This window comes from Niallia sp. NCCP-28, assembly GCF_023168165.1.
In the GTDB taxonomy this organism is placed as follows: Bacteria; Bacillota; Bacilli; order Bacillales; family Cytobacillaceae; genus Niallia.
Window position 1 is genome coordinate 1 of record NZ_BQYJ01000014.1, and the last position, 16,769, is coordinate 16,769.

18 protein-coding genes and 1 other annotated feature are annotated in these 16,769 nt (G+C 35.5%); all 18 genes read left to right on the forward strand.

From position 1 onward, the window contains the following. Positions 1–356: 356 nt before the first annotated feature. The gene (locus tag NCCP28_RS21340; RefSeq protein ID WP_248563241.1) at positions 357–818 is read left to right on the forward strand and encodes a CtsR family transcriptional regulator; all 462 of its coding nucleotides are present in this window, start codon (positions 357–359) and stop codon (positions 816–818) included. 24 nt (positions 819–842) lie between these two features. Further along, entirely contained in the window at positions 843–1,391 is a 549-nt protein-coding gene (gene mcsA, locus NCCP28_RS21345; protein ID WP_248563242.1) for a protein-arginine kinase activator protein McsA, read from the forward strand. A gap of 3 nt (positions 1,392–1,394) precedes the next feature. Continuing rightward, complete coding sequence (gene mcsB / locus NCCP28_RS21350; RefSeq protein ID WP_248563243.1) at positions 1,395–2,459, forward strand: protein-arginine kinase McsB; 1,065 nt, start codon at positions 1,395–1,397, stop codon at positions 2,457–2,459. Positions 2,460–2,485: 26 nt separating this feature from the next. Then, on the forward strand, positions 2,486–4,939 hold the full coding sequence (gene clpC / locus NCCP28_RS21355) for an ATP-dependent Clp protease ATP-binding subunit (protein WP_248563244.1): 2,454 nt from the start codon (positions 2,486–2,488) through the stop codon (positions 4,937–4,939). 90 nt (positions 4,940–5,029) lie between these two features. Next, positions 5,030–6,409 carry a DNA repair protein RadA gene (gene radA / locus NCCP28_RS21360; RefSeq protein ID WP_248563245.1) on the forward strand — a complete coding sequence of 460 codons (1,380 nt, stop codon included), beginning with the start codon at positions 5,030–5,032 and terminating at the stop codon, positions 6,407–6,409. Positions 6,410–6,671: 262 nt separating this feature from the next. Continuing rightward, positions 6,672–7,751 carry a PIN/TRAM domain-containing protein gene (locus tag NCCP28_RS21365; protein WP_248563246.1) on the forward strand — a complete coding sequence of 360 codons (1,080 nt, stop codon included), beginning with the start codon at positions 6,672–6,674 and terminating at the stop codon, positions 7,749–7,751. A 17-nt stretch (positions 7,752–7,768) separates the two neighbouring features. Beyond that, positions 7,769–8,467, forward strand: a complete 699-nt coding sequence (gene ispD, locus NCCP28_RS21370) for a 2-C-methyl-D-erythritol 4-phosphate cytidylyltransferase (RefSeq protein ID WP_248563247.1) — start codon at positions 7,769–7,771, stop codon at positions 8,465–8,467. 5 nt (positions 8,468–8,472) lie between these two features. Next, complete coding sequence (gene ispF / locus NCCP28_RS21375; RefSeq protein WP_248563248.1) at positions 8,473–8,955, forward strand: 2-C-methyl-D-erythritol 2,4-cyclodiphosphate synthase; 483 nt, start codon at positions 8,473–8,475, stop codon at positions 8,953–8,955. A 79-nt stretch (positions 8,956–9,034) separates the two neighbouring features. Next, positions 9,035–10,492 (forward strand): glutamate--tRNA ligase, encoded by a 1,458-nt coding sequence (gene gltX, locus NCCP28_RS21380; RefSeq protein WP_248563249.1) that lies wholly within the window; start codon positions 9,035–9,037, stop codon positions 10,490–10,492. 39 nt (positions 10,493–10,531) lie between these two features. Beyond that, positions 10,532–10,819, forward strand: a binding site (T-box leader). 134 nt (positions 10,820–10,953) lie between these two features. Then, positions 10,954–11,604, forward strand: a complete 651-nt coding sequence (gene cysE, locus NCCP28_RS21385; protein WP_248563250.1) for a serine O-acetyltransferase — start codon at positions 10,954–10,956, stop codon at positions 11,602–11,604. After that, positions 11,604–13,004, forward strand: a complete 1,401-nt coding sequence (cysS, locus tag NCCP28_RS21390; protein ID WP_248563251.1) for a cysteine--tRNA ligase — start codon at positions 11,604–11,606, stop codon at positions 13,002–13,004. Before cysE ends, cysS begins: the two co-directional genes overlap by 1 nt. Positions 13,005–13,007: 3 nt before the next feature. After that, positions 13,008–13,430: a Mini-ribonuclease 3 gene (locus tag NCCP28_RS21395; RefSeq protein ID WP_248563252.1), complete on the forward strand. Its 423-nt coding sequence runs from the start codon at positions 13,008–13,010 to the stop codon at positions 13,428–13,430. After that, on the forward strand, positions 13,427–14,170 hold the full coding sequence (gene rlmB / locus NCCP28_RS21400) for a 23S rRNA (guanosine(2251)-2'-O)-methyltransferase RlmB (RefSeq protein WP_248563253.1): 744 nt from the start codon (positions 13,427–13,429) through the stop codon (positions 14,168–14,170). Before NCCP28_RS21395 ends, rlmB begins: the two co-directional genes overlap by 4 nt. 2 nt (positions 14,171–14,172) lie before the next feature. Next, positions 14,173–14,682 (forward strand): NYN domain-containing protein, encoded by a 510-nt coding sequence (locus NCCP28_RS21405; protein WP_248563254.1) that lies wholly within the window; start codon positions 14,173–14,175, stop codon positions 14,680–14,682. A gap of 70 nt (positions 14,683–14,752) precedes the next feature. Beyond that, positions 14,753–15,412 (forward strand): RNA polymerase sporulation sigma factor SigH, encoded by a 660-nt coding sequence (sigH, locus tag NCCP28_RS21410; RefSeq protein ID WP_248563255.1) that lies wholly within the window; start codon positions 14,753–14,755, stop codon positions 15,410–15,412. 99 nt (positions 15,413–15,511) lie between these two features. Continuing rightward, positions 15,512–15,655: a 50S ribosomal protein L33 gene (rpmG, locus tag NCCP28_RS21415; protein WP_248563256.1), complete on the forward strand. Its 144-nt coding sequence runs from the start codon at positions 15,512–15,514 to the stop codon at positions 15,653–15,655. A 53-nt stretch (positions 15,656–15,708) separates the two neighbouring features. Beyond that, a complete protein-coding gene (gene secE, locus NCCP28_RS21420; RefSeq protein ID WP_101176298.1) occupies positions 15,709–15,891 on the forward strand; it encodes a preprotein translocase subunit SecE in 183 nt (60 codons plus the stop codon). Positions 15,892–16,121: 230 nt separating this feature from the next. Next, a complete protein-coding gene (nusG, locus tag NCCP28_RS21425; protein WP_248563257.1) occupies positions 16,122–16,655 on the forward strand; it encodes a transcription termination/antitermination protein NusG in 534 nt (177 codons plus the stop codon). The last annotated feature ends 114 nt before the right edge of the window (positions 16,656–16,769 follow it).

Genomic DNA, 16,769 nt, shown 5'->3' on the forward strand with positions numbered 1-16,769 from the left:
AAGCAAAAAGATACTCATTTGGGTATCTTTTTTTGTTTAAATTGGAATAAAAACTGATAAATATTAATAAATTGTTAGTTAGACAAAGAAAAAGAAAGTCGATTTTTTAAAATTATAACTTTACAAATGAATAAAAGCATAAAAAGAAGGTTTCTGCTTGAAATATTAGAAAAGTCAGACTATATTTAATGTAACTTAAAAACTCCCCTTTAACATTTTTAATACATAGAAATAAATATGCACGTTTGGAAAGGAAGGAAATTGGGAAAATTAATAAAACGTCAACGTTGCGATAAAACGGTAGTTTCGTGTATAATTATAGTCAAATATAGTCAAAGTCAGAAGGGGGAGGCTTGGTGAAGAATATTTCGGATATAATTGAGAACTATTTAAAAGAAGTTTTAGAAATGAGTGAAAAATCCCTTGTTGAAATAAAACGAAGCGAAGTCGCCGATAAGTTCGAATGTGTACCCTCCCAAATTAATTATGTCATAAATACAAGGTTTACCATAGAAAAAGGCTATGTAGTAGAAAGCAAACGCGGCGGCGGTGGATTTATTCGAATCATGAAAGTACAGTCTCATGATTATGCTCATTTAATTGATCAATTACTATCCCTTATACAAACAAGAATTCCTCAAAGTAGCGCAGAGGATGTTATTTATCGTCTGGTGGAAGAAAAAGTGATTAATGATAGAGAAGCAAAAATAATGCTTAGCGTAATTGATCGCTCTGTCTTGTATCTTGATTTACCCTATAGAGATGAACTAAGAGCAAGGATATTAAAGGCAATGTTAACTACATTAAAATATAAATAAACACAGTAGTTTTGAGGTGGTAAAGTGCTTTGTTCTGAATGTAAACAAAAACCAGCAACCCTGCATTATTCGAAGATTATTAATGGAAAAAAAACTGAATTTCATCTTTGTGAACAATGTGCAGCTGAAAAAGGCGAATTATTTATGTTCAATGGATCTTCAGGTTTTTCATTCAATAGTTTATTAGCAAATTTACTGAATATTGAACCGAGTTTCCAACAAATTAAGCAAAATCCTTATAAAAGGGAAGATGCTCTCCAATGCAAAGAGTGCTCTATGACATTTTCTCAATTTTTAAAAGTTGGCAGGTTTGGCTGCCATAGTTGCTATGAAACATTCAAGGAACAACTTCAACCAGTCCTTAAAAGGCTTCATGGGGGAAATATTGAACACAAAGGCAAAGTTCCCGAAAGAATAGGCGGCCATATATTAATCAAAAAAGATATGGGCAAATTAAAAGAGGAACTTAAAGAACTTATTAATACAGAAGAATTTGAAAAAGCAGCAGAAGTTCGCGATGAGATTAGAAGAAAGGAAAAGCAGCTTTTAGCTTTTCATGAGGGAGGAGAGTGAAGGGTGTCTGTAGAAAACTTTATAAATAAGGCAAAAACATCCTGGATGTGCTCAGAAGGTCCTGATTCTGAAATTGTCTTAACCTCTCGTATTAGACTAGCTAGAAATATAAAAAGAATTAAATTTCCTACTATATTTTCTAAGGAAGATGCTTCTCAAATTATAGAAATATTGAACCAAAGACTTCAAAATCAGGAAGACTTAAGTCTAGAAAAATTAGAATTGCTAAAAATGGATAATCTTCAACAGCTAGAAAAAAGGGTACTTGTCGAAAAGCACTTAATCAGCCCCCAATTGGTAGAGTCAGAACATAGTGCCTGTGTACTTTCAGAAAACGAAGAGATAAGTATAATGTTAAATGAGGAAGATCATATTCGGGTTCAGTGCATTAAGCCAGGATTGCAGCTATTGGAAGCTTTAAATTTAGCAGATAAAATTGATGACTGGTTAGAACAGAAGATTGATTATGCCTATCATTTAGAAATGGGATATCTCACAAGCTGTCCTACTAATATTGGTACGGGTTTAAGAGCTTCTGTTATGCTTCATTTGCCAGGAATGGTGTTAACACAACAAATGAAGCGAATAATACCTGCTATTAACCAGCTTGGTCTAGTTGTTAGAGGTATTTATGGAGAAGGCAGCGAAGCCCAAGGGAATATTTTTCAGATATCCAATCAAATTACATTAGGAAAATCCGAAAAGGATATTGTAGAAGAATTAATAAGTGTTGTCCATCAATTAATTGAACAGGAAAAGCAAGCAAGAAAGTCATTAGTAGAGTCTTCAAACATAGAATTAGAAGATAGGATTTACCGATCCTTTGGAACATTGTGCCATAGTAGAATAATTGAAACAAAGGAAGCAGCACAATGCCTGTCAGATGTCCGTTTGGGTATAGATATGGGATATATCAAAAATATTTCTAAAAATATTTTAAATGAACTTTTAATTTTAACACAGCCGGGTTTTTTACAACTTTACGCAGGGGAGCAAATGACTCCTAATGAACGTGACATCCGTCGAGCTACTCTAATAAGAGAAAGACTTCAAATGGAAGTAAAATAAATAAAAGGAATAGGGAGGATGAAAGCATGATGTTTGGTCGATTTACAGAAAGAGCGCAAAAAGTATTGGCTTTATCACAAGAAGAGGCAATTCGTTTAGGGCATAATAATATTGGTACAGAGCATATTTTACTTGGTTTAGTGCGTGAAGGTGAAGGGATAGCTGCTAAAGCTTTATTAGCGTTAGGACTAGGACCAGAAAAGATCCAAGAAGAAGTAGAAAATCTAATTGGGCGAGGACAGGATGCTTCCCAAACTATTCATTACACACCACGAGCCAAAAAGGTAATTGAATTATCTATGGATGAGGCAAGGAAATTAGGCCATTCCTATGTCGGCACAGAGCATATTTTATTAGGGCTTATTCGTGAAGGAGAAGGAGTTGCAGCTAGAGTATTAAATAACTTAGGTGTCAGCCTTAATAAAGCTCGACAACAAGTGCTGCAATTATTAGGAAGCAATGAATCCAGCAGTCATCAAGGCGGATCGGCAGCTAGTGCAAATACGCCTACATTAGATAGCTTAGCTAGAGACTTAACTGCCATTGCTCGGGAAGGAAGCCTAGATCCTGTCATTGGAAGAAGTAAAGAAATACAACGTGTAATTGAAGTGCTAAGCAGAAGAACAAAAAACAATCCAGTGTTAATAGGAGAACCAGGTGTTGGTAAAACTGCTATTGCAGAAGGGCTAGCACAACAAATTGTTCAAAATGAAGTACCGGAAATTTTACGGGATAAAAGAGTAATGACATTAGATATGGGGACAGTTGTGGCTGGAACAAAATATCGCGGGGAATTTGAAGATCGTCTAAAAAAGGTAATGGATGAAATTCGCCAAGCGGGCAATATTATTTTGTTTATCGATGAACTGCATACTTTAATTGGCGCAGGTGGTGCAGAAGGGGCAATCGATGCATCTAATATATTAAAACCTTCCTTAGCAAGAGGAGAGCTGCAATGTATTGGAGCGACAACATTAGATGAATATAGAAAATATATTGAAAAAGATGCTGCATTAGAAAGACGTTTTCAGCCTATTACAGTAGATGAACCTACAGCAGAGGAATCTGTACAAATTCTTAAAGGGCTGCGAGATCGTTATGAGGCACATCACCGTGTATCTATTACAGATGAGGCAATTGAAGCTGCGGTAAAGTTATCAGATCGTTATATATCAGATCGTTTCTTACCGGATAAAGCAATCGATTTAATAGATGAGGCAGGTTCGAAGGTACGATTAAGATCTTATACAACTCCGCCTAACTTAAAAGAATTAGAAGTGAAACTAGAGGAGGTACGAAAAGAAAAGGATGCCTCTGTTCAAAGTCAAGAGTTTGAAAAGGCTGCATCTTTACGTGATACAGAACAAAGGTTAAGAGAGCAGTTAGAAGAAACGAAAAAAAATTGGAAAGAGAAGCAAGGCCAAGAAAATTCAGAAGTAACAGTGGAAGATATTGCGAGTGTGGTAGCTAGCTGGACTGGTATACCTGTTTCAAAACTGGCACAAACAGAGACAGATAAATTGCTTAATATGGAATCAATCCTGCATAATCGTGTTATCGGGCAAGAAGAAGCAGTTATTGCAATTTCAAAAGCAGTTAGACGTGCAAGAGCAGGATTAAAAGATCCTAAACGTCCAATTGGTTCCTTTATTTTCCTAGGGCCTACAGGTGTAGGGAAAACTGAACTGGCTAGAGCACTGGCAGAATCCATGTTTGGTGACGAGGATGCAATGATTCGTATTGACATGTCAGAATATATGGAAAAGCACTCCACTTCTAGACTTGTAGGTTCTCCTCCAGGATATGTAGGATATGAAGAAGGTGGACAGCTGACGGAAAAGGTTAGAAGAAAACCATATTCTGTTGTTTTATTAGATGAAATTGAAAAAGCTCATCCTGATGTTTTTAATATATTATTGCAAGTATTAGAGGATGGACGTTTAACAGATTCTAAAGGGAGAACAGTTGATTTTAGGAATACAGTCTTAATTATGACATCTAACGTTGGTGCGTCTGCATTAAAACGCAATAAATATGTAGGCTTTAATATCCAAGATGGAGAAGCTGATTACAAAGATATGAAGGGTAAAGTAATGGAAGAGTTAAAAAGGGCGTTCCGTCCAGAGTTTTTAAATCGTATTGATGAAATCATCGTATTCCATTCTTTAGAGAAAAAGCATTTAAAAGAAATTGTTACATTAATGGCAGATCAGTTAGTAAAAAGATTGGCAGAACAGGATATACGATTAACTATTACAGAGGCTGCAAAAGAAAAAATTGCTGCTGAAGGTTACGATCCAGAATATGGAGCAAGACCACTTCGCAGAGCAATTCAAAAACATATTGAAGATCGTTTGTCAGAAGAATTGTTAAAAGGAACAGTTTTAACTGGTCAAAACATCAATTTAGATATAGAAAACGGCACATTTGTTGTAAAGGTTAAAGAAATAAATGAGCCGACACCTAATTTGCAGAAATAAGCAGAAGTAAAAATAAAAAGGGCACACGTGTTACTATTATGCGTGTGCTATTTTTTTTAGAGTATAAAAACAAGGAGGAAATGTGAACAAATGGCGAAGCGCAAAACAAAATTCCTTTGTCAAGAATGTGGCTATGAATCAGCTAAATGGATGGGAAGGTGTCCTGGATGTGGCAATTGGAACACAATGGTCGAGGAAGTGGAGAAAAGTCAATCGCAGCGAAAAGGAGCCTTCGCACATACTCAAAGTTCTGCTATTCTTGCAAAGCCTATTCCTATTACAAGTATAGAAACAGTAAATGAACCACGAGTTTTAACAGATCTTGGAGAACTTAATCGGGTATTAGGCGGTGGAGTAGTGCAAGGTTCGCTTGTATTAATTGGCGGAGATCCCGGCATAGGGAAATCTACTCTACTTCTTCAAGTTTCATCTCAATTGGCAAATAAAAAACATAATGTTTTATACGTGTCCGGAGAAGAGTCGCAAAAACAAACTAAATTAAGAGCGGACCGATTAGGTGTTACTACAGAACATCTTCTTGTATATTCCGAAACAAATTTAGAGGAAATAAGCAAAACAATTGAAAGTTCAGATGTCCAGTTTGTAGTAATAGATTCTATTCAGACAATCTATCATCCTGAAGTAACTTCAGCTCCAGGAAGTGTTTCACAAGTAAGGGAATGTACAGCAGAGTTGATGCGGATTGGAAAAACAAAGGGAATTGCAATCTTTATCGTTGGACATGTTACGAAAGAAGGTTCTATTGCAGGACCAAGGCTTTTAGAGCATATGGTAGATACGGTTCTGTATTTTGAAGGAGAAAGACATCACACATATCGGATATTAAGAGCTGTAAAAAACCGTTTTGGTTCAACAAATGAAATGGGAATTTTTGAAATGAAGGAGTTTGGATTAGAAGAAGTAGAGAACCCGTCTGAAATATTTTTAGAGGAGCGATCTCAAGGAGCTGCTGGATCAACAGTTGTTGCATCTATGGAAGGAACCCGTCCTGTATTAGTAGAGATACAAGCACTCATTTCTCCAACAAGTTTTGGAAATCCTAGGAGAATGGCCACTGGCATTGATCATAACAGGGTCCCATTATTAATGGCCGTTTTGGAAAAAAGAGTGGGGCTGCTATTGCAAAATCAAGATGCTTATTTAAAGGTAGCTGGAGGAGTAAAGTTGGATGAGCCAGCAATTGATTTAGCCATTGCGGTAAGCATTGCATCAAGCTTTAGAGATAAGCCGACAAAAGCAACCGATTGTATAATTGGGGAAGTGGGATTAACAGGAGAAGTAAGAAGAGTATCCAGAATAGAGCAAAGGGTACAAGAAGCAGCAAAATTGGGCTTCGAGCGAGTTATCCTTCCATTTAATAATTTAAATGGCTTGAAGGCGCCAAGCGGTGTAAAACTTATAGGAGTGAATTCTGTAGGTGAAGCGTTAAAAGCAGCATTGGAAGATTAAAAAGGGAGGCTGGCAATAATTTTTGAGAAGAATAATTTAAGAAGTTGGAAAAAAACAAATTGATGCAAAATAGTATGTATGTTAGAATGTACTGTTTATATTTGACATTTTATTATTAATAATGCTACGCTAAATTTATTCTTAAAGGTAATATGTAGTAATTAACGAAAATAACTTTTTCATTACAAATAAACAAATTCTCTGTAATAACAGGTTTTAAATTCAAGAATTTGTTTATAATGTGAAAGAGGAGGTGAAAGTATTGTTAAAACGCATTGTTCAAGCTGGTTTCATCATTATTGGAGGGACGCTTGGAATATTTTTTATTCCAGATTTATTGAAATTATTGACATTTGAATCGAATTTTATAAATAATCCCTATGTTTCTGCAATACTTGGTGCCATTATTTTTTATCTTATCATATTTTGGGCGGTTGATTATGTTGTTAATTTTGTTAAGTTAATGGAAGAATCTCTTGTAAAGGCCCCAATAACGGATATTATATTTGGAAGTGTAGGATTAGCATTTGGTCTTATATTAGCTTTTTTAATAGGGTATGCATTAACAGCTATAAAAGTACCAATTCTTAATACAATTGCACCCATACTATTAACCTTGCTGTTTGGATATTTAGGTTTTCAAGTTGGTTTCAAAAAACGAGATGAATTATTGACTCTTTTTACCGCTAAAAAGAAAAAAGGCACGGAAGAAGATGCAACTAAAACAGAAAAAAATAATTTAAAAATCCTTGATACTAGTGTTATTATTGATGGAAGAATTGCTGATATATGCCAAACAGGCTTTTTAGAAGGGACTATTGTCATTCCTCAATTTGTATTGGGCGAATTGCAGCATATTGCAGATTCCTCAGATGCTTTAAAACGTAATCGAGGGAGAAGAGGATTAGATATTCTTAATCGCATTCAGAAGGAATTGGCCATTAAGGTTGAGATCTATGAAGGGGATTTTGAAGATATTCAAGAAGTAGACAGCAAACTTGTTAAACTGGCCAAGTTGACAAATGGTGTTGTGGTAACAAATGATTTTAATTTAAACAAGGTTTGTGAACTCCAAAAGGTTTCTGTATTGAATATCAATGATTTAGCAAATGCAGTAAAACCAGTAGTTCTTCCAGGCGAAGAAATGAAGATTCAGATTATTAAAGATGGAAAAGAACACAATCAAGGAATTGCTTATTTAGATGATGGAACAATGATTGTGGTAGAAGAGGGCCGCAATTATATCGGCAAACATATTGATGTACTTGTTACAAGTGTGTTGCAGACCTCTGCAGGAAGAATGATATTTGCAAAACCTAAATTATTAGAAAAAGCATTGTAGGAATAGGAGATTGTTTTATGGCTTATGAAGTCATTATACCAGCAGCAGGACAAGGTAAAAGAATGCAGGCGGGGAAAAATAAATTGTTTCTGACAATAGATGATTCGCCTATTTTTATTCATACATTACAGGTTTTTGAACAGGATTCTGACTGTACCCGTATTTGGCTGGTGATAAATCCTGAAGAAAAGCAGCAAATGCAGGAGTGGATAGCTAAATTTGATATCCAAAAAATCGCTGGTCTTGTTGATGGAGGAATAGAGAGACAATACAGCATTTATAATGCAATGAAATTGTTAGGAAACAACGGTATAGTATTAGTGCATGATGCGGCTAGGCCTTTTATTAACAAAAACCAAATAAAACAATTAATAGAAGTTGCAAAAGAAAACGGTGCAGCTGTCTTAGCTGTTCCTATAAAGGACACGGTGAAAAAAGTTTCCGGCGGTATTGTAGAGGCGACAGTTGACCGTTCAAGCTTGTGGGCTATTCAAACCCCACAAGCTTTTCGTATTTCCATCTTAAAAGAAGCGTATGAACAAGCATTGCAAGATGATTTTTTTGGTACAGATGATGCAAGTTTAGTGGAGCGTCTTGGAAAAGAAGTGAAAATTGTATTGGGGGACTATGATAATATTAAGCTAACGACCCCAGAGGATTTATATTTTGCCGAGGCCATTATGCAAAAAAGGAAAAAAGTTAATGAAAAGGAGTAAATTAGATGTTTCGAATAGGACAAGGTTTTGATGTGCATCAGCTTGTGGAGGGAAGACCACTTATTATAGGAGGAATAGAAATCCCTTTTGAAAAAGGACTATTAGGTCATTCTGATGCAGATGTGCTTTTACATACAATAGCGGATGCATGCCTTGGTGCAATAGGCGAGGGAGATATTGGAAAGCATTTTCCAGATACAGACGAGGCATTTAAAGATGCGGATTCTGCAAAATTACTGAAACATGTTTGGGAGATAGTTAAGTCACAAGGTTATGAATTGGTAAATGCTGATTGTACAATCATGGCGCAAATGCCTAAAATGGCTCCTCATATAGATAGTATGCAGGAAAGAATTGCATCTTTATTAGAAACAGAAAAAAGCAATGTAAATGTAAAAGCGACCACAACAGAAAAATTAGGTTTTACTGGAAGAGGAGAAGGGATTGCTTCACAGGCAGTTGTTCTTTTGCAGAAAAAAGTAAAGTAAACACTCTTTTAAAGAAAAAAATGTAATGATAGAATAGATTAGATGAAAATTCAATGATTGAAATCGAGGAGGCAATAGCATGACCAACGAAATCCGTGTTCGTTATGCCCCAAGTCCAACAGGACATTTGCATATTGGGAATGCACGTACTGCATTATTTAATTATTTATTTGCAAGAAATAAAGGCGGGAAATTTATTATCCGCATTGAAGATACAGACAAAAAAAGAAATATTGAAGGCGGAGAAGAAAGCCAATTAAAATATTTAAAATGGCTTGGAATGGATTGGGATGAAAGTGTAGATATAGGCGGTGAATACGGCCCATATAGACAATCAGAACGCACTGATATTTACAAAAAATACTATACGGAATTATTAGAAAGAGAACTTGCCTACAAATGCTATTGTACGGAAGAAGAGATAGAAGCTGAGCGAGAAGATCAGCTGAAAAACAATGAAACTCCTAAATACTCAGGTAAGTGCCGTCACCTGACTAAAGAAGAACAAGAAAAACTTGAAGCAGAAGGAAGAGAACCAAGCATCCGCATAAAGGTTCCTGAAAATGTGGTTTATGAATTTGAAGATATGGTAAAAGGTTCCGTTTCCTTTGATTCCGAAACAATTGGTGATTATGTAATCATTAAAAAGGATGGCACTCCAACATATAATTTTGCAGTGGCAATTGATGATCACTTAATGGAAATCTCTCATGTATTAAGAGGAGATGACCATATTACCAATACACCAAAACAGTTAATGATATATGATGCTTTCGGATGGACAAGGCCGATTTTTGGACACATGACTTTAATTGTGAATGAAAATAGAAAAAAATTAAGTAAACGAGATGAGTCCATTATTCAATTTATTGAACAATATGAAGAGTTGGGCTACTTGCCGGATGCTTTATTTAACTTTATCACATTATTAGGATGGTCGCCGGAAGGGGAAGAAGAACTTTTCTCTAAGGATGAGTTTATTAATATTTTTGATGCTGCTCGCCTTTCAAAATCTCCTGCATTATTTGATCAGCAAAAATTAGCATGGATGAATAATCAATACATTAAAAAAGCTGAATTAAGCAAAGTGGTAGAATTGGCAGCACCGCATTTAGTGAAAGCTGGTTTAATAAATGAACAGGCAACGGAAGAAGAAAAAAATTGGGCGGAAAGTCTAATTGACCTTTATCAAGATCAAATGAGCTATGGGGCAGAGATTGTTGAACTTTCCAAACTGTTTTTCAGTGATGAAATCAGTTATGAAGGGGAGGCCGCTGAAGTATTGGCAGGAGAACAGGTTCCGGCAGTGATTCAATCATTTAGAGAAGAATTGCAGAATCTGGATGAGTGGAATGCAGATAATATTAAAGCAGCTATAAAAAAAGTTCAAAAAGCAACAGGTCAAAAAGGCAAAAATTTATTTATGCCTATTCGTGTTGCGGCAACAGGTCAAACACATGGTCCAGATTTGCCAAAGGCTATTGCATTATTAGGCCAAGCTAAAATAGAAAACAGATTATTATCGATTATAGGTTAACAGATTATAAAAAATGTAATATAGTAATAAAAAGAATAATGTAAAACGTAGAAGAGGAAGAGTAAAAAAAGGAAGCATATTAGAGAGAATCACCACTGGCTGAAAGTGATTTATGCCGCTCCTTTTTTGAAGTGCCCCTCTGAGTCCGATATCGAACAGCTCTTTTTTTAAAGGGAGATGCAAAAGAGAGAAGTCATTACTTGCTGACTGCTTTCATGTGTTTTTAGTAGATTAGGCGGAACCTATCCGTTACCAAGGAAGAGTGGAGATTATTTAGCGATTAATAATCTAAACAGAGTGGAACCGCGCGTTAAAAGCGTCTCTGTCTTTTAGACAGAGACGCTTTTTTATTATTGAAAAAGCGAGAATTACATGTTTTTACATTTATTTTCACCAGGCAAAATAATAATAAAAAATAAAGAGAACTTAAAGGGAAAGTAGTGTTTGTGGGGAGGGGTACAATGTTTCGACGTATAAAAGAAGATATATCTGTTGTATTTGAACAAGATCCAGCTGCAAGAAGTTCTTTAGAAGTTATTCTCACCTATTCCGGTTTACATGCAATTTGGTATCACAGAATAGCGCATGCTTTCTATAAACGTAAATTCTTTTTTTTAGCGCGAGTTATTTCACAATTTAGTCGATTTATGACAGGCGTTGAAATTCACCCAGGAGCAACAATCGGAAACCGTCTTTTTATAGATCATGGCATGGGGATTGTAATTGGGGAAACTTGTGAAATTGGAGATAATGTTACGATATATCAGGGAGTAACATTAGGGGGTACGGGGAAAGAAAAGGGAAAGCGTCATCCTACCGTTAGAGATAATGCGCTTATTGCGACAGGCGCTAAAGTTTTAGGATCTATAGTAATTGGCGAAAATGCTAAAATAGGTGCTGGTTCAGTTGTGCTCAAAGATGTGCCTCCGAATTCTACAGTTGTTGGGATACCTGGAAGGGTGAAAGTGCAAGATGGTGTTAAAATAGACAAAGATTTAAATCATTGCGACCTGCCGGATCCGGTATCAGATCGTATAAAAGAGATAGAAGCTGAAATGTTAAAATTAAAACAGCAATTAATGGAGATGCAGGAAGAAAGGAGCTATAAGTAATGGCTATACAGATTTATAATACATTAACAAGATCAAAGGAAGATTTTAATCCACTAGAAAAGGGTAAAGTGAAAATGTATGTATGCGGGCCAACTGTATATAACTATATTCATATTGGGAACGCAAGACCAGCTATTGTTTTTGATACAGTGAGACGCTACTTAGAATATCGTGGCTATGATGTCCAATATGTTTCTAATTTTACGGATGTGGACGATAAGTTAATTAAAGCGGCCAATGAGCTAGGAGACGAAGTCCCAGTTATTGCAGATCGTTTTATACAGGCATATTTTGAGGATGTGGAGGCGCTAGGCTGCAAAAGAGCAACCATTCATCCTCGCGTGACAGAAAATATGGACATTATTATTGATTTTATTGCGGCATTAGTGGAGAAAGGCTTTGCATATGAATCTAATGGAGATGTGTATTATCATACAAGAAGTTTTGATGATTATGGAAAACTTTCTCATCAATCTATCGATGAATTGCGTTCTGGCGCAAGAATAGCGGTAGGCGAGAAAAAACAAGATTCCTTAGATTTTGCTTTATGGAAAAATGCAAAAGAGGGAGAAATCTCCTGGGATAGTCCATGGGGAAAAGGTCGTCCGGGATGGCATATTGAATGCTCTGCTATGGTGAAAAAGTATTTAGGTGATACCATTGATATTCATGCAGGTGGCCAGGATTTGACATTTCCCCATCATGAAAATGAAATTGCGCAATCTGAAGCGCTGACAGGTGAAACTTTTGCCCGTTATTGGATGCATAATGGATATATTAATATAGATAATGAAAAAATGTCTAAATCTCTTGGGAATTTTATAACAGTAAATGATATTTTAAAAATTCATGATCCACAAGTTCTACGATTCTTTATGTTGTCTGTTCACTATAGAAATCCTATTAATTATAGTGAGGAAGTGTTAGAGAATACTCGTGCTGGTCTTGAAAGAATCCGAACCTCTTATGAGAATCTACAGCATAGGCTAGCTTCTAGCACTGATCTGACTGATACAAATGATAATTGGTTAGGGAAAGTTACTGAGCTTCATGAACAATTTGTCACAGATATGGATGACGACTTTAATACAGCCAATGGAATTTCTGTATTATTTGAATTAGCGAAACAAGCAAATTATTACTTGCTTGAGAAAACAACATCAGTTGCTGTTATTCGTGCATTTTTGAAAGAGTTTGAAGAACTATTTAGTGTACTGGGCTTATCTTTATCAACAAAAAAAGAATTGCTTGATGATGAGATTGAAGCATTAATTGAAAAAAGAAATCAAGCAAGAAAGGCTCGAAACTTTCAATTAGCTGATGAAATAAGAGATCAATTAAAAGCTATGAATATTATTTTAGAAGATACAGCACAAGGTATCCGTTGGAAGAGAGGATAAAGCATGATCCTCTATGAAAAAAGAATAGATGAAAAACAGTTGAACAGCTTAGCCCTTGCTTATATGGGTGATGCTGTTCTTGAAATATATGTAAGAAGGCATTTGTTATATAATGGGAGGGTAAAACCTAATTTGCTTCACAGAGAGGCAACAAAATATGTATCTGCAAAAGGGCAGGCAAAAGTTGTCCATCAGCTGATGGCGGATGCATTTTTTACGGAAGAAGAATATGCTGTACTAAAACGTGGCAGAAATGCAAAGTCTGGATCTATTCCTAAAAATACAGATGTGCAGACATATCGTTACAGTACTGGATTTGAATCGGTTTTAGGATATTTATATTTAGCTAATCGGGAAGAGCGGCTTGAAGAAATTATTAAAGCGGCTTTATCTATCATTGAAAACAGTTGGAGGAGCAAACAGTGAGTAGTGATTATATTGTAGGAAAAAACGCTGTGATAGAGGCATTAAAGTCAGAGCGGGATGTAAATAAAATCTTAATTGCAGAAGGGTCGCAGAAGGGACAAATGCAGACAGTGATTGCGTTGGCTAAGAATGCGAATGTTCTTGTGCAATTTGTTCCAAAAAAGAAATTAGAAAGTCTAGTCGATGCTAATCATCAAGGGGTTGTAGCACAAGTTGCTGCTTATCAATATAGCGAAATAGATGACTTGTTTAAATCAGCAGAGAGAAAAAACGAAGCGCCATTTTTTCTTTTGTTGGATGAAATAGAAGATCCCCATAATTTAGGATCTATTATGAGGACAGCAGATGCAGTTGGAGCTCATGGTATTATTATTCCCCGAAGAAGAGCGGTAGGTTTGACTGCTACAGTTGCCAAGGCCTCTACAGGGGCTATCGAACATATCCCTGTAGTAAGAGTGACAAATATGGCCAGAACAATTGAGGAATTAAAAGAGAGAGGAATTTGGATTGCAGGAACGGATGCATCAGGAAGTGAAGATTATCGCAAATTTGATGGTACAATGCCTTTAGGTTTAGTAATTGGCAGTGAAGGAAAAGGCATGGGAAGATTAATTCGTGAGAAATGCGATTTTCTTATAAATTTGCCTATGGTAGGTTCTGTTACATCTTTAAATGCTTCAGTTGCAGCAGCAATTTTAATGTATGAGGTATATCGGAAACGTTATCCAATTGAGGGATGATAATGGATATTCTAATTGTCGACGGTTATAACATAATTGGTGCTTGGTCTGAACTGAATGAACTGAAAGTAAGTGATTTATCCGCTGCCAGAGACAGCCTGGTCGAAAAAATGGCAGAATATCAAGCTTATTCTGGCTATCGGGTTATTGTAGTTTTTGATGCTTATTATGTCAGAGGAACAGAGACAAAGTATAAAAATTATAAGGTGGAAGTAATTTTTACAAGAGAAAATGAAACAGCAGATGAAAGAATAGAAAAATTAGCTCAAGAACTAAATAATCGGGCGACGCAAGTTCATGTAGCAACATCAGATTTTACAGAACAATGGGCTATTTTTGGACAAGGCGCTTTAAGAATATCCGCTAGAGAACTTCAGTTGGAAATGGAAAACATAGAGAATAATATTGAGAGAAAAGTAAAAAAAATTAAAGAAAAAAAACCAGTAGCTAAGATACCGCTATCAAAAGAAATGGAAGAAATATTTGAAAAATGGCGTCGTGGAGAGAAATGAGCAGTTGACGCTAAAAAAAAGCCTACTGTATAATGGTTTTATCCATGAATGCACAGTCGGGGGGATCTGAATGAGTGCTGACAACTGGTCTAAAAGTAACGAAAGTGTTGAAAAATATTTAGAACTTGAAGATGAAGTAATTGTTGAATTAGTGCATAAAGGTGAAAGTGATGCATTAGATTATCTTATTCATAAATATCGTAACTTTGTACGCGCCAAGGCCAGATCCTATTTCCTAATTGGTGCAGATAAGGAAGATATTGTACAAGAAGGCATGATTGGTCTCTATAAAGCAATTCGCGATTTTAAAGAGGACAAGCTTTCTTCTTTTAAAGCGTTTGCTGAGTTATGTATAACTAGGCAAATTATTACAGCAATCAAAACAGCAACAAGACAAAAGCATATTCCTTTGAATTCGTATGTCTCTCTTGATAAACCAATTTATGATGAGGAATCTGATCGCACCTTAATGGATATTATTTCTGGAGCAAAGGTTTTGGATCCAGAAGAGCTTATTATTAATCAAGAAGAATTTGATCATATTGAAATAAAGATGTCGGAGTTATTGAGCGATTTAGAAAGAAAAGTTTTAGCTTTATATTTAGATGGACAATCATATCAAGAAATTTCGGAAGAGCTTAATAGGCATGTTAAATCAATTGATAATGCGCTTCAAAGAGTAAAAAGAAAATTGGAAAGATATTTAGAAATTAGAGAGTTTTCTCTTTAATTATTGTAGAAAACTATTCTCTATATGGCTTATATTGACATCGATACATGTCCATGGTACAGTTTGGTAAAGATAAAAAGGACGTAGTAGGTGCTGGGTATGAGAAAGAAAATAGTTTTGGCATGTGAAAAATGCGGTTCAAGAAATTATTCTACAATGAGCAATAATGGAGCAGAACGTTTAGAGGTTAAAAAGTTTTGCCAGAAATGTAATGCTCATACTGTTCATAAAGAAACAAAATAATTGGTATTATTAGTTGATGATAGGATACCCGTTTTAAATATGGAGGTAACGAAATGCAACGCACTGTTAACTTTTTTCAAGAAGTAGGCAGAGAGTTAAGGAAAGTTAGTTGGCCAAAAAGAAAAGAACTGACTAACTATACTATTACTGTTATTGTAACAGTCACATTCTTTGCTCTCTTCTTCGCACTTGTTGATCTGGGAATTTCTGAACTAATTCGTTTAATACTTGAATAACTGTTATTAACTCATGGTATAATGGTAAAACGATAACAAACATCTACAAAGCCCGGTAACGGGTTTTTTCATTGCTTTAAAATAAAAAGTGGTCGATATCAATAAACGTAAAGTCGTTATATATAGACCAAATAAAATATTTTCATTGAAGGAAAACCTTTGATGGGGATATTGTTTTCAATATATTTATTAATATGTGCGGGGAGGGAAGGACGAAACAGTCCTCTTTTATGGAAAAAAATTGGTATGTGGTGCATACGTACTCTGGATATGAAAATAAAGTAAAAGCAAACTTAGAAAAACGGGTAGAAACAATGGCAATGCAAGATAAGATCTTTCGTGTTGTAGTTCCCGAAGAAGAAGAAACAGATATTAGAAATGGAAAAACAAAGGTAGTAAAAAGAAAAGTATTCCCAGGTTATGTTTTGGTTGAAATCGTCATGACAGATGATTCTTGGTATGTTGTTCGAAACACTCCAGGAGTAACTGGTTTTGTTGGTTCGGCTGGATCGGGATCTAAACCGACTCCACTTCTTCCAGAAGAAGTACAAGTTATCTTAAAAAGAATGGGTGTTGAAGAACAACGCGTGGAGATTGAGTTTGAATTGGGAGAAACAGTTAAAGTAACAGAAGGACCTTTTGCAAACTTTACAGGCAGTGTAGAAGAAATAGATAAAGATAAGGCAAAAGTAAAAGTGCTAGTAAATATGTTCGGTCGAGATACCCCGGTAGAGCTGGATTTTACACAAATTGAAAAATTTTAACCTGAAAAACTTGAAATGAATGTGAAAAAGTGTTAAGATTTCAAAGGTCAGTATTTCTTATTAAAAGAGATGAGATATTGTCAAATTTCTTTATTTATATAAAGACGATCAGAT